Below are 13,833 nucleotides of genomic sequence, written 5' to 3'. Positions count from 1 at the left end.
TGTCCTCTAAGCCTAAATTAAATCCTCACTTAAATACCCAAGTGAGGATTTAAATATATGTCTACAAATAACCAGACAGCTATTATTTCTCATGCGAAAAACGAAGGCCATACCGTGCTGAATTTAAATAGCTAATTGTTCAGGCTTGTAAAGCAGTGAACGTTTCAATTGCTTCAGTCGCTTTGCAACATGGATAGAATGCAAATCTTATATATAAATGTAACGTTCAATTGATGCTAAGCCAGAACATGATCGCTCCCATTACTTGATAAACCTGCATTTATTAGCTTAGCTTGCTCTGCATGATTAAATTATTTTTCTATATGTTGTCAACGGCATTCAAAATTGACCCCTTTGAATTGGTTTTAAGTTTCAATTTGGGGCTTAACCCCACTATGACCTTAAGCCTACGCACACGAATGTAGAAATTGCAAAAAGCTATTCCTTCGCCAAACAAGTTTAGGCACAATAGCGACATTGTTTCATCTAAACGACTTGAATATTAAATACAGGAAATATCCATGAAAAAACTAATCGCTGTATTTGCACCTATCGCTTTAGCTTTATCTGCATGTACCACAACTACAGGTACTACTACAGGAACGACAACTGCACCGACAGCAACTCAACAATTGGGTATGGCGGCGATTAAAGTTGCCATCAACGCGAAATGTGTCACTGAACTGAATAACATTCCTGCATGGCACACTGCGACACGTATGATGACAACAACGCAAAAGCAAAATGTTCAAGCTGAAATTTGTGGCTGTGTTAGCGAAAAAGCACCACAAAACGTGACAGCAGTAGATTTAGCCACTGCAGCAATTGACCCTGCTGCACGTGCAACCATTGTGAGCAATGCAGTATCTCGAACCATTAATGCATGTGTGGCAGAAGCAGTAAAATAAGTTTTGTGAATCTGAATAATTAAAAAGGCGGCGTGATGACGCGCATCGTGAGTTAGGTTGAATATTTCAGCCTATTTTTTCTGGAAATAATGATGAAAATTGCAGGTGTAGATGAGGCAGGGCGTGGGCCTTTAGTGGGTTCTGTTGTCGCTGCGGCAGTTATTTTAGATCCGAATAACCTGATTGAAGGTTTAAATGACTCTAAAAAACTGACAGAAAAAAAGCGTGAAAAGTTGTTTGTTGAAATTCAGGAAAAAGCTTTGGCTTGGGCAATTGCAGAAGCCTCTGCAGCCGAAATTGATGAACTGAATATTTTGCAAGCGTCGTTATTGGCAATGCGTCGTGCGGTAGACGCCTTGTCTATTCAACCTGAGCATGTCTTGGTCGATGGCAATAAAATTCCGCAAGGTTTAGCAATGTCGTGTGATGCAGTTATTGGGGGCGATGCATTACATGCAGAGATTTCGGCAGCCAGTATTTTAGCCAAAGTGGCGCGTGATCGTGAAATGGTGTTGCTTGACCAAGCATTTCCGCAATTTGGTTTTGCTCAACACAAAGGGTACCCAACCAAAGCCCATTTTGAAGCAATTGCGCAGCATGGCGTAATTGCGGCACATCGACGAAGTTTTGCACCTGTGCGTAAGGCTTTGGAATTGATGGAAAAATAATATTAACTTAAAAGTAAATCTATTGCTGAGTTGTAGATAAAAGATCCTGTATATAATTAGAATCAGCGAGCGACTTAGAGATTGGACAAGTTTTAAAAAAAGCATTCAGCAAAAAAATTAAAGCGGCAAATGAGCCGCTTTATATTCAATAAACTTCATCGTTTAACGTCAAAGTCATTATGCGAGTAGTTATCTTCTTCAAATGAAGGTTGATAATCTTGATCTAAGTGTTGCAAATGCTCATGCATGGCACGCTCGTGTTGAATACGTTGATAGATTTCTTCACGATGTACCGATACTTCTTTTGGCGCATTTACCCCAATACGAACCTGGTTACCTTTGACACCCAGCACAGTCACGCTGACTTGGTCCCCAATCATTAATGTTTCTCCGACACGTCGGGTGAGAATCAGCATGTTTATCTCCTTGCAAAATGCTAAACCTGCATTGATTTTTAAAGCAATTTAAAAGTCACAACCAAATAAAAACCAGTAAATTTTTACGGCACGTATCATTATTTATTTTATAAGATACAGCGCTGTCAAAATTTATGAAAGCATATTGCTCAATATAACAGAGCCACTATAAAAAAAACTATAGTGGCTCTAATTTTTTGTACTTTTTCGCAAAATTTGTCAGACAATTACATTTTCTGACAGGGGCGTATTAAGCGCGTGCGCTAGACTCACCGCTTTCACGATCTAGACCAAATACAGTGTGTAAAGTACGTACTGCAAGCTCTAAATAGTTTTCTTCAATAATGACTGAAATTTTAATTTCAGAAGTAGAAATCATGAGAATGTTAATGCCTTCATCTGCAAGGGCAGTAAACATTTTGCTTGCAACACCTGCATGTGAACGCATACCTACACCAACGATAGATACTTTCACGATGTCACCACGTGTAGCGACTTCACGTGCACCAATTTCTTTGGCAGTTGCTTCAAGAATTGATTTTGCTTTGGCAAGTTCGCCACGGTTTACAGTAAAAGTAAAGTCGGTAGTACCATCTTCTTCTACGTTTTGGATGATCATGTCAACTTCAACATTGGCAGCGCCAATAGGTGACAAGATTTTAGATGCAATACCTGGCTCATCAGGCACACCTAAAATAGTTAATTTTGCTTCGTCACGGTTAAACGCGATACCTGAGATGATAGGTTGTTCCATGTTGTCTTCCAATTCAGTAGTAATGAGTGTGCCGACATTTTGTTTAAAATCTTCGTCGAATGCGCCATCATTGTCATTATCAAAACTTGATAATACACGTAAAGGTACTTGGTATTTACCTGCAAATTCAACCGCACGAATTTGCAATACTTTAGAACCTAAAGAAGCCATTTCTAGCATTTCTTCAAAAGAAATACGATCTACTTTTTTGGCTTTTGGTGCAACGCGTGGGTCTGTGGTGTAAACGCCATCTACGTCAGTATAAATTTGGCATTCATCGGCTTTCAATGCAGCAGCAAGCGCAACGCCAGAAGTATCAGAACCACCACGACCTAAAGTAGTGGTGTTACCTTCAGCATCAAAACCTTGGAAACCAGCAACCACAATCACACGGCCTGCGTCTAGGTTTTCAGTTAACACGTCAGTATTAATCGCTTCAATACGTGCTTTGGTAAATGCGCTGTCAGTTTGAATACCAACTTGGCGACCAGTTAGTGATTTTGCTGCAACGCCAATAGAATTCAGCGCCATCGCTAACATCGAAATCGTCACCTGTTCGCCTGTAGACACCATTTGGTCTAATTCACGCGGATCAGGGGTTTCGGTAATGGCTTTCGCGAGAGCGAGTAGGCGATTGGTTTCGCCACTCATGGCAGAAACGACAACCACTACTTTGTGGCCATGATCATGCCAGCGCTTCACACGACGAGCAACATTTAAAATGCGCTCGGGAGTACCCATTGAGGTACCGCCATATTTTTGAACGATTAGTGCCATAGTTGTTCCATATAAGCCATGACCCCGAATTTACCTGCTCAGGGTCAGTTACACAAAAAGTGAGATTATTTTGCCGCAAGCCAAGCAGTTAAACCTGCCATCACCGTTGCAAAGTTCTCGTTAAGTGGCGCGCCACCTTGTGCCAAATCAGGTTTACCACCACCTTTACCACCTAGTTCTGTAGCCAAGTGTTTGATGATGTCTCCTGCTTTAATCGTAGCAGTAAAGTCTGGTGCAACAGAAGCGATTAAGCTGACTTTATCGCCTTCTACACCTGCAAGTACAATCACTGCTTGGTCGAGTTTGGATTTTACACCGTCGTGCAAATTACGCAGTGATTTTGCATCCATATTTTGTACAGTGGTAATGAGCGTGGTACGTCCAGCAAGTTCTTGTACTTGACTTAAAAGTTCAGCTGCTTGGAAGTGCGCTAATTTTTGATTGAGCTGTTCAATCTGCTTTTGAAGGCTAGATGCTGTATCGACCAATGTATTCACTTTTTCTAAAGTTTGGTCTTTTTGTGCTTTCAACAAAGCATTGATGCTGTTGATATCGCGTTCAGTTTTTTGAACGGCTTCAACGGCTTTGCTGCCTGTAATTGCTTCAATACGACGTACACCAGCTGCAACACCACCTTCAGAGATGATTTTGAACAGACCAATATCACCTGTACGTTTCACGTGAATACCGCCACAAAGTTCAATGGAGAAGTTTTTATCTTCAATGATTGAACCCATAGAAAGTACGCGAACTTCATCACCATACTTTTCACCAAATAGCATCATTGCGCCTTTGGCTTTGGCTGCTTCAATATCCAGTAATTCAGTAGAAACTGAGGTATTGGCAATGACTTCTGCATTGACCAAGCGCTCAATTTCTTGCAATTGTTCAAATGACACAGGTTGGTCATTGGCAAAGTCAAAACGTAAAATATCAGAAGCAACCAACGAACCTTTTTGCTGTACGTGTGCACCTAAAACTTGACGTAGGGCAGCGTGCAATAAGTGTGTTGCAGAGTGGTTGCGTGCAGTAGCTTCGCGGATGTCTGCTTTTACAATCGCTTCCACCGCTTGCGCAGCTTTTAAACTGCCCATGGTAACAATACCTTGATGAACAAAAGCACCGCCAGATTTTTTGGTGTCTTGAACTTCAAAAATACCTGTTTCGTTTTTGAATAGACCTGTATCACCAATCTGACCACCGCTTTCTGCATAGAACGGGGTTTGATTGAGTACGATTAAAGCTTCATCGCCTTCAACTACTTCATCGACTTGTTCGCCATCTTTATAAATAGCCACAATTTGACCCTGACCAGTCGTTGCGTCATAGCCATCAAATTGAGTTTCACCTTCAACTTTTACAATTGAGTTGTAGTCAACTGCAAATTTACCTGCATCGCGTGCACGTTGACGTTGCGCTGCCATTTCAACTTCAAAGCCTGCTTCGTCAATGGTCAAGTCGCGTTCACGTGCAATATCTGCCGTTAAATCTGTTGGGAAGCCGTAAGTGTCATATAGTTTAAATACCACTTCACCAGGAATGACCGAGCCTTTAAGCTGTGCCAATTCACCCTCAAGCAATTTCAAACCTTGCTCAAGCGTTTTGGCAAATTGTTCTTCTTCTTTTAGAAGTTGCGCTTCAATACGCGCTTGATTTGCTGCAAGTTCAGGATAAGCTTGACCCATTACTTCAATTAAAGGCTGAAGCATTTTGTGGAAGAATGAACCTGTTGCGCCAAGCTTGTTGCCGTGACGTACTGCACGACGAATAATACGACGCAATACATAACCACGACCTTCATTCGATGGATTCACGCCATCGGCAATTAGGAAGCAGCAAGAACGAGCGTGGTCAGCAACTACTTTGAGTGAAGCAGGGTAGTCTACAGGCTTGCCAGTTTGCTGTGCAGTTACTTCAAGAGCAGTCGTGTCTAAACCAATAATCTGTGCTGCATTTTTGAGTAAGTGCTGGAACAGATCAATTTCGTAGTTAGAGTTGACGTGTTGCAATACTGCAGAAATACGCTCCAAGCCCATGCCTGTATCTACAGACGGTGCTGGAAGTGGGTGCAATACGCCATCTGCAGTACGGTTAAACTGCATGAATACGTTGTTCCAGATTTCAATGAAACGGTCGCCATCTTCTTCTAGTGTGCCTGGTAAACCGCCCCAAATATGATCGCCATGATCATAGAAAATTTCAGAACAAGGGCCGCAAGGACCTGTATCACCCATTGCCCAGAAGTTGTCTGAAGCATATTGGCCACCTTTGTTATCGCCAATACGGATAATACGAGAAGCATCTAAACCAATTTCTTTGTTCCAGATGTCAAATGCTTCATCATCGGTGTGGTAAACCGTGGCATATAAACGGTCTTTTGGTAGAGCTAACCATTGTTCGCTGGTTAAAAATTCCCAAGCAAATTTAATTGCATCACGTTTGAAATAATCACCAAACGAGAAGTTACCCAACATTTCAAAGAAAGTATGGTGACGTGCGGTATAACCCACATTGTCTAAATCGTTATGTTTACCGCCTGCACGCACACATTTTTGTGACGATACAGCACGTACATAATCACGTTTTTCCAGCCCAAGAAAACAGTCTTTAAACTGGTTCATACCTGCATTGGTAAATAACAGGGTTGGGTCATTGGCGGGTACTAGAGAACTCGATGCGACACGTGTATGCCCTTGCGATTCAAAGTAACGCAAAAATGCTTCACGAATTTCAGCTGATGTCATAAAACGAGTACTCACAACCAAGTCACTCCATAAATTCCGATTTGGCTAAACGCAAGACAGTCTGACAAAAAATAATTCTTTGCTGTCATGCAGGCTTAAAATTTTAAAAACGCCAAATTATAACGGAAAAAGCCACTATCACCAATCATTTTAGCGTGAATTGATGACAATTCTGAATCAATCTCTGTTGCTGTGCGCAGAATAAATCTTTTGAATAGAGGATGATGGAAAATTGCTGACGAAAGTGGGGCATGATGAGCTGTTGTTGAATGTTTGTGCGTAGGCGAGAGTGTCAAACTAATCAACCACAAGCTGAAATTGTTAGATGGGTATTTTGAGTTTGCCGAATTAATCAGCAAATTAAGTGAAAAATCCCAGAATTGATCTGATTTTTTTCAGTAAAGCCTCAAAATCTATTAACATAGTCTGTGCTTAAATTTTGATTTCATTATGAAAGGATCAGTCATGCAACGAGTGGCAATCAATGGCTTTGGTAGAATCGGGCGCAATGTGCTGCGGGCTTGGTTTGAAAATCCCAAAGACTTTCATTTTGAAATCGTCGCCATAAATGACATTGCCGATGTAGAAACCTTGGTTCATTTATTTAAATACGACAGTACCCATGGTCGTTTTAAAGGGCAGGTGGAAATTAGCCTTGAAAATGAACAGATTTTTTTGAATATTTCTGCAGGTTTGGCGCAATTAAAAGTTCAGGTGTTGAATCAGGCTCAACCTGCGCAATTACCGTGGCAAGCCTTAAATGTTGATGTGGTATTGGAATGTACAGGGTTGTTCCGTTCCCGCGAGGCGGCAACGCAGCATATTACTGCGGGCGCCAAACGTGTAATTATTGGTGCTGCACCATTCGATACTGTAGATGCTGCGATTGTTTATGGTGTGAATCATCATGAAGTCAAACCCACTGATCAAATTATTTCCAGTGTGTCGTGTACCACGCAGGCTTTAGTGCCATTGGTTAAAATTATTGATGATGCTTTTGGTATTGACACGGCTTTAATGACCGAAATTCACGCAGTCACAGCAGATCAAACTGTGCTGGATCAGGCACATCGTGATTTACGTCGTGCCCGAGCATCAGGGCAAAATATTATTCCAACCACTTCATCTGCTTTGGGTGCATTAAAACAGGTGATGCCTAAAATGGCAGATCGAATTGATGGTTATTCTATTCGTGTGCCGACTATTAACGTCGCTGCAATTGACCTGACTTTTATTTCTCAGTCACCCATTACGGTGCACAAATTAAATCAGGTGCTGGTTACTTCGGCTACACATGATTATGCAGAAATTATGCAAGTGACCGATGAGCCCTTAGTGTCGAGTGATTTTAATCATTCGCCTTATTCATTAATTGTCGATTTAAGCCAGACTATGGTGGTAGGGCATCAGGCCAAAGTTTTTGCGTGGTATGATAATGAATGGGGCTATGCCAACCGTTTACTCGACTTGTGTGAATCTTTTAGTCAGCGAGCGGCGTGATTTTTAGCTTGTACGGTTTGCTATACAAAGCCGCTAAAGCATGTAATAGTGATGGGTGTTTAGATGAAAATCCGAAGTTAATTCATTGATGAATATAACAAATTTAGCCTATAAGATTGAAAATAGAGTAGTGGGATGATGATTATTTTATTGTGGGGATTTATTCTTTTGTTGGCGCTAGCCGTGATTTTTTTGATTTGGTTGCAATTCAGAAATCAGGCAGACAGCAACTCCGATGTGCAACACCAACAGCAATTGGAACAGAAAGTGTTACATTTGGAAGAAAACCTGAAAAAGACACTAGAAATTATGCAGGACTTGGCCAAAAAAATGCAAGTTCAGCAAGATGCTTTGGATAAAACTGTACAAAAAACCACGCAGTTAGAAATGCAGAATGCAGAGTTGGTCAATTTGTTAGCCAAAGCAGTTAAAGCGAATCAGGACTTTTAAAGAATTGCATTTTAATATCGTGTTGAATCAAGCTTTTTTTACCGCATATTTCAGAAAAAGTCAGGTGCATGAGCAAAAGTATCATGCTAAACTAGGAAAAATCGGGTGTGCTCCCGATTTTTTTATGCGGATTCGTTCCGCGCAAACAAGAATTTAGGTTTACAACATGCCCATTTCAGAGACATGGTTATTACCTGATGGTGTAGCTGATGTATTACCAGAACAAGCGCAAGTGATTGAAAACTTGCGTCGTAAGTCACTGGATTTCCTCGCATCTCGAGGTTATCAGTTGGTGTACACGCCATTCATTGAATACATCGAATCTCTATCTTCTCTTTCAGAATCGAATCAAGATTTAGACCTTGCCACATTTAAAGTCATCGACCAACTTTCAGGTCGTTTACTGGGTGTGCGTGCCGATATGACGCCACAAGTGGCACGTATTGATGCGCATGTACATCCTGTGGATGGCGTTGCACGTTACTGCTATGCAGGTACAGTTTTACATACTAAACCACAAGGTTTTAATACCACACGTGCGCCGTTGCAATTGGGTGCAGAATTATTTGGTTCAGACAGCATTGATGCCGATGTAGAAATGGTTGATCTGATGCTCAGCTTGCTAAAAGAAGCAGGTCTGGCAGAAGGTGTGCATTTAGACTTGGGTCATGTCGGCTTGTTCCGTAGCTTGGTTAAACAAGCAGAATTAAGCAAAGCCACTGAACGTCAATTGTCAGATTTATATCAGCGTAAAGCCTTGCCAGAGTTGGCAGAATTTACCCAAGATTTAAATTTCGGTTCAGATTTTTATGCTTTAGGTCGCTATGCCAGTGATTTAACTGCTTTGCAGGCTCATTTAAGTGCTGAAGTGTTGGCAAATAGCGAATTTAAGCAAGCGTTTGAAGCCGTGAAAGCAACACAAGCTGAAATTCAGGCACGTTGGCCAAATCTGCATATTGGTATTGATGTGGTTGAGCTGCGTTCTTATCACTATCACACTGGCTTAATGTACGCGGTATATGCACCAAATCGTGCTGCGCCATTGGCTCAAGGTGGTCGTTATGATGGCATTGGTCAGCATTTCGGACGTGCGCGCCCTGCAACAGGTTTCTCTTGTGACTTGTTTGTATTAAGTGCAGGTCGTTTTGAATCATCGTCTGTTGTTGTTGCGCCTAAAGGCTCACAACCTGATTTAATTGCTGCTATTCAAAACACACGTGCGCAAGGCTTTAGTGTAATTCAATTGTTGGGCAATGATGATTTAAACTCGGTTCCATACGCAACGCACCAATTGGTTCTTGCAAATGGTGAGTGGACAGTCGAAAAAATTTAATCGCCAAGGCATGTTTCATGTTACAGGTCTTGGTTTTCAATTTTAACAGCATGATGTAATGAGGCTATTATGGGCAAGAATGTTGTGGTACTTGGTACCCAATGGGGCGACGAAGGTAAAGGTAAGATCGTCGACCTGCTCACAGATCAGGCGGCGGCAGTCGTTCGTTATCAAGGCGGACACAACGCAGGCCATACTCTCGTGGTTGGTGGTAAGAAAACTGTATTACACCTCATTCCATCAGGTATTTTACGTGAAAACGTACTGTGCTTAATTGGTAATGGTGTTGTACTTTCTCCTGAAGCACTCATTAAAGAAATGGGTATTTTGGAGCAAGAAGGCGTGCCAGTGAAAGAGCGTTTACGTATTTCACCAAACTGTCCGCTTATTTTGCCGAACCACATTGCACTTGACCAAGCACGTGAGAAAAAACGTGGTAATGCCAAAATTGGTACAACAGGTCGTGGTATTGGCCCAGCTTATGAAGACAAGGTTGCACGTCGTGCGATTCGTGTTGCTGACTTGGTTCGTGGCGGTGAAGCATTACGCGCTCAATTGACTGAATTATTGGACTATCACAACTTCCAATTGACACAATACTACGGTGTTGAAGCAGTTCAGTTAGATGAAGTTTTAGCGCTATGTGACCAATGGCGTGAAGTGATTGCACCATTAGTGGTTGATGTAACGACTGAAATTCATAATTACCGTAAAAACGGTGACAACATTATGTTTGAAGGTGCGCAAGGCTCATTGCTTGATGTTGACCACGGTACATACCCGTATGTGACTTCATCGAATACAACTGCGGGCGGTGTAAGCTCAGGTTCAGGCTTAGGTCCATTACATTTAGACTACGTTTTAGGGATTACCAAAGCTTATACCACACGTGTTGGTGCAGGCCCATTCCCAACTGAGTTGGTGTATGACGCAGCAAATGACGTAGGTGATGCGATTGGTAAACACTTAGGTACCGTGGGTCACGAGTTTGGTGCTTCTACAGGTCGTCAGCGTCGTTGTGGTTGGTTTGATGCCGAAATTTTACGTCGTTCAGTCGATGTAAACTCACTTTCTGGTATCTGCTTGACCAAGTTAGACGTATTGGACGGTTTAGAAGAAATCAAAATCTGCGTAGGTTATGAAAATACCGATTCAGGTTGCGTAGGTTCTTCTGATGCGCTTGCATACGAAAACTTAAAGCCAATTTATGAAACAATGCCAGGTTGGTCTGAATCAACTGTGGGCGCGACCAGTGTAGAACAATTGCCTGAAAATGCAGTGAACTACATCAAACGTCTTGAGCAGTTAATTGAATGTCCAATCGACATTATTTCTACAGGTCCAGACCGCGCAGAAACTATCGTATTACGTCATCCATTTGATGCTTAAGTATCTGTGCTGCGGCATAAAACATAAGTAATCTTTTGATGTACTTAGCCCTGTCTAGATGATAGGGCTTTTTATTATCAAGCTTGAGCAAGCCATTCATCTCAATATTGAAGATGATGCAGAATATGCTATTTTTTCAAGACTAAAGTTGCATGTGACAAGCACTGTGTAGCGCTGGGTGGCTTGTTACAATGCCTTTTAGAAAATTAAATTTAATTAAGGTTATGCAGGATGCATAAAAATATTACCAGTACGATTTTTTATTCGCTGTTATTTGCAATGGGCGGTGCACCGACCATTGCCATGATGCTGATTTTATCGCAAAAGCATGATCCGAATATTATGTACCAAGCCTTCATTGGTTTGAGTGTCATTTTTGCCTGTATTTTAGTTCCGCTGATTTTGATTCAAAATGCCTATTTGCTTTACAAACGTAAAAATCCAGAAATGGAAGAAAAAGTAGAAGTGGTGTCTAAAATCTACTTGGGCTTAAATATTTTTTGTTTGGTGTTTTGGCTCTGTTATCAGTTCTTGTATTAATTCTTGCAACACTTATGCAGACATATAATCTGTACAGAGCTTAGCTGTCGTTTACATAAATAATATGATTATGAAGCGATTATAGATTTAAAGCCTTGAATTGATTTCATATAATTGATTGATATGAAGATAGCTCGTAAGGCGGAGATTATTATAATGAACAAAAAACTGATGTTGAGTTTATGTGCCGCAGGCGCAATCACAATTTCTGGGTGTACTACTGTTGCAGACATGGCTGGTGCAGATACTGCAACCTTAAATGCGACGGCAACTAAAAGCTATAATGCGATGGTGCAAGATGCACGTACAAAGAATCAGTTAGATACTAGCTCGACTACGTATAAGCGTATTAACACTGTTTTTCAGCGTTTAATTCCACATGCTAATCAAATGAACCAAACAGGGCAGCCTTTCCAATGGCAATTGGCGGTGCTTAAGTCTGATCAGGTAAACGCTTTTGTTGCACCTGGTGGTAAGGTTGTGTTCTATACAGGTATTGTGAATAAACTGAATTTGACCGATGCTGAAATTGCCGCAATTATGGGTCATGAAATGGTGCACGCACTAGAAGAGCACGCGAAAAGTAAAATTGGTGCGCAAGCTTTAACAAACTTGGCGCTGAATGTTGGTTTAAGTGCAGCGGGTAACAACGTAGGTCAGTTGGGTGCTGCTGCAGCACAATTAGGTACTCAAATTGGCATAGGCTTGCCTTATTCACGTAATTTGGAAGGTCGTGCCGATCAGGGTGGTTTAATGCTGATGGCGCGTGCAGGTTATAACCCACAAGCTGCTATTACCCTTTGGGAAAAAATGAACAAACTTGAAGGTGGCGGTGGTGCATCGTTCTTGTCAACACACCCATCGAACAGTCAGCGTATTGAAGCAATGCGCAAAAACTTACCTGCAGCTCAGGCAATTTATAACCAAAACCGTCGCTAAGATAATATCGGTCAGTAAGACAGATGAATAAAAGAAAGGATGTGCATGGAAATGCGCATCCTTTTTTTAAAATTTTTGACTTTAAACAACATAAAAATGGTGCGTTATAGCTGAACTTATGTTTTCAATTTAAACGCCAGCTCACTTATTTATTTCAATTTCTAATTTTATTTTAAAGCAGTGCTTAAAATGAAATTAGGGTGCTGGATTCGGTTGCTGACGATGAATAGCTTCAATGCCCTGTAGCACTTCTTCAGATAAATTGACATCAAATGCATCAATATTTTCTTTAAGTTGTGCCATAGTAGTTGCTCCAATAATAGTACTGGTCACAAAAAATTGTTGCTTAATAAAGGCTAATGCCATTTGCGTTAAGCCCAAGCCATGCTGCTCTGCAAGTAGGGCATATTGCTCTGTGGCCCATTCACTTTCAGGGTTGCTGTAGCGGCTAAAACGTGAATATAAAGTGACGCGTGCACTGGCAGGACGTGCGCCGTTGCGGAATTTACCAGTTAAATAGCCAAAAGCCAAAGGAGAGTAGGCAAGTAGTCCTACACCTTCATAATGGGCAATTTCAGACATGCCAATTTCATAAGTACGATTCAGCAGGTTATACGGATTTTGTACGCTAACAAATTTGCTTAATCCTAACTGTTCTGCCAAGTGTAAAAACTTCATGGTGCCCCACGGGGTTTCATTCGACAGCCCAATATAGCGAATCCGTCCTTTTTGAATTTCTTGTTGCAATGCGGTTAAGGTTTCAGCAAGATCGGTTATTTCTTGCGTATTTTGTGCTTCTTGGTTGCCATAACCGAGTTTGCCAAAAAAGTTGGTTGGACGCTGCGGCCAGTGCAGTTGGTATAAGTCGATATAGTCGGTTTGCAGACGTTTTAAATTACCATCTAGCGCAGAATGAATATCCTGTGCGTTAAAGCGGGTTTTGCCATCTCGAATATGACTGCCGCCTTGCGAAGGGCCTGCAATTTTAGAGGCTAAAAATAATTTGTCACGTCCGCCACGTTGCTGTAACCAATTGCCAATGATGGTTTCGGTTGCACCTTGAGTTTCTACTTTTGGTGGTACGGGATACATTTCTGCGGTATCCCAAAAATATAAGTCTCGTTCTAGCGCATAATCGAGTTGTTGAAAGGCTTCTTGCTGGGTATTTTGTTCACCAAATGTCATGGTGCCTAAACAGATTTCTGGAACTAGAATGCCTGTTTTTGCCAATGGTTTAAATTGCATATTGTCTCTCGCTCAAGATTATATGTATATATTGATGTTACAAGAGCTGAAACCATTTTGCGCCACTTGTGGCTGCGAAAATTGCTACTTCATTGTAGTGACAGCAATAATGGTATTTTGATAATTGAAAATGGTAAAAAGTTAACAGCTGGTAATAAAAAAGCAAATCC

The 13,833-nt window shown here is 41.4% G+C and carries 12 protein-coding genes; 8 read left to right on the top strand and 4 right to left on the bottom strand.

All coding sequences use genetic code 11. The annotated features are described in order from the left end of the window. Nucleotides 1–521 precede the first annotated feature (521 nt). Entirely contained in the window at nt 522–908 is a 387-nt protein-coding gene (locus FTU71_RS08485; protein WP_180111813.1) for a hypothetical protein, read from the top strand. Between the two features lie 92 nt (nt 909–1,000). After that, nucleotides 1,001–1,576 carry a ribonuclease HII gene (gene rnhB / locus FTU71_RS08480; RefSeq protein ID WP_180111811.1) on the top strand — a complete coding sequence of 192 codons (576 nt, stop codon included), beginning with the start codon at nt 1,001–1,003 and terminating at the stop codon, nt 1,574–1,576. Nucleotides 1,577–1,731: 155 nt separating this feature from the next. On the opposite strand, the gene csrA is transcribed toward rnhB, so the two are convergent. The 3 genes from csrA to alaS all read right to left on the bottom strand — a co-directional run bounded on the left by csrA (nt 1,732) and on the right by alaS (nt 6,282). Next, complete coding sequence (gene csrA / locus FTU71_RS08475) at nt 1,732–1,992, bottom strand: carbon storage regulator CsrA (RefSeq protein ID WP_019837628.1); 261 nt, start codon at nt 1,990–1,992, stop codon at nt 1,732–1,734. 250 nt (nt 1,993–2,242) lie between these two features. Then, nucleotides 2,243–3,523, bottom strand: a complete 1,281-nt coding sequence (locus tag FTU71_RS08470; protein WP_004971586.1) for an aspartate kinase — start codon at nt 3,521–3,523, stop codon at nt 2,243–2,245. Between the two features lie 65 nt (nt 3,524–3,588). Further along, nucleotides 3,589–6,282 (bottom strand): alanine--tRNA ligase, encoded by a 2,694-nt coding sequence (alaS, locus tag FTU71_RS08465; protein WP_179994061.1) that lies wholly within the window; start codon nt 6,280–6,282, stop codon nt 3,589–3,591. A gap of 450 nt (nt 6,283–6,732) precedes the next feature. On the opposite strand from alaS, the gene FTU71_RS08460 reads away from it, so the two are divergent. The 6 genes from FTU71_RS08460 to FTU71_RS08435 all read left to right on the top strand — a co-directional run bounded on the left by FTU71_RS08460 (nt 6,733) and on the right by FTU71_RS08435 (nt 12,418). Further along, entirely contained in the window at nt 6,733–7,767 is a 1,035-nt protein-coding gene (locus tag FTU71_RS08460) for a type I glyceraldehyde-3-phosphate dehydrogenase (RefSeq protein ID WP_180006064.1), read from the top strand. Nucleotides 7,768–7,902: 135 nt separating this feature from the next. Then, on the top strand, nt 7,903–8,217 hold the full coding sequence (locus tag FTU71_RS08455) for a hypothetical protein (protein WP_168526148.1): 315 nt from the start codon (nt 7,903–7,905) through the stop codon (nt 8,215–8,217). A gap of 166 nt (nt 8,218–8,383) precedes the next feature. Then, nucleotides 8,384–9,550 (top strand): ATP phosphoribosyltransferase regulatory subunit, encoded by a 1,167-nt coding sequence (locus FTU71_RS08450; RefSeq protein ID WP_179994063.1) that lies wholly within the window; start codon nt 8,384–8,386, stop codon nt 9,548–9,550. Nucleotides 9,551–9,619: 69 nt separating this feature from the next. Beyond that, nucleotides 9,620–10,939, top strand: a complete 1,320-nt coding sequence (locus FTU71_RS08445) for an adenylosuccinate synthase (RefSeq protein ID WP_004971574.1) — start codon at nt 9,620–9,622, stop codon at nt 10,937–10,939. Between the two features lie 231 nt (nt 10,940–11,170). Further along, a complete protein-coding gene (locus FTU71_RS08440; RefSeq protein WP_168542510.1) occupies nt 11,171–11,479 on the top strand; it encodes a hypothetical protein in 309 nt (102 codons plus the stop codon). 156 nt (nt 11,480–11,635) lie between these two features. After that, a complete protein-coding gene (locus FTU71_RS08435; RefSeq protein WP_180037763.1) occupies nt 11,636–12,418 on the top strand; it encodes a M48 family metallopeptidase in 783 nt (260 codons plus the stop codon). A gap of 195 nt (nt 12,419–12,613) precedes the next feature. On the opposite strand, the gene FTU71_RS08430 is transcribed toward FTU71_RS08435, so the two are convergent. Next, on the bottom strand, nt 12,614–13,663 hold the full coding sequence (locus FTU71_RS08430; RefSeq protein ID WP_180111809.1) for an NADP(H)-dependent aldo-keto reductase: 1,050 nt from the start codon (nt 13,661–13,663) through the stop codon (nt 12,614–12,616). Between the last annotated feature and the right edge of the window lie 170 nt (nt 13,664–13,833).

The sequence above is a fragment of the Acinetobacter sp. YH12136 genome, assembly GCF_013418545.1.
In the GTDB taxonomy this organism is placed as follows: Bacteria; Pseudomonadota; Gammaproteobacteria; order Pseudomonadales; family Moraxellaceae; genus Acinetobacter; species Acinetobacter towneri.
Note: the sequence above shows the minus strand (reverse complement) of the source record. Positions and strands in the feature narration are given on the sequence as shown.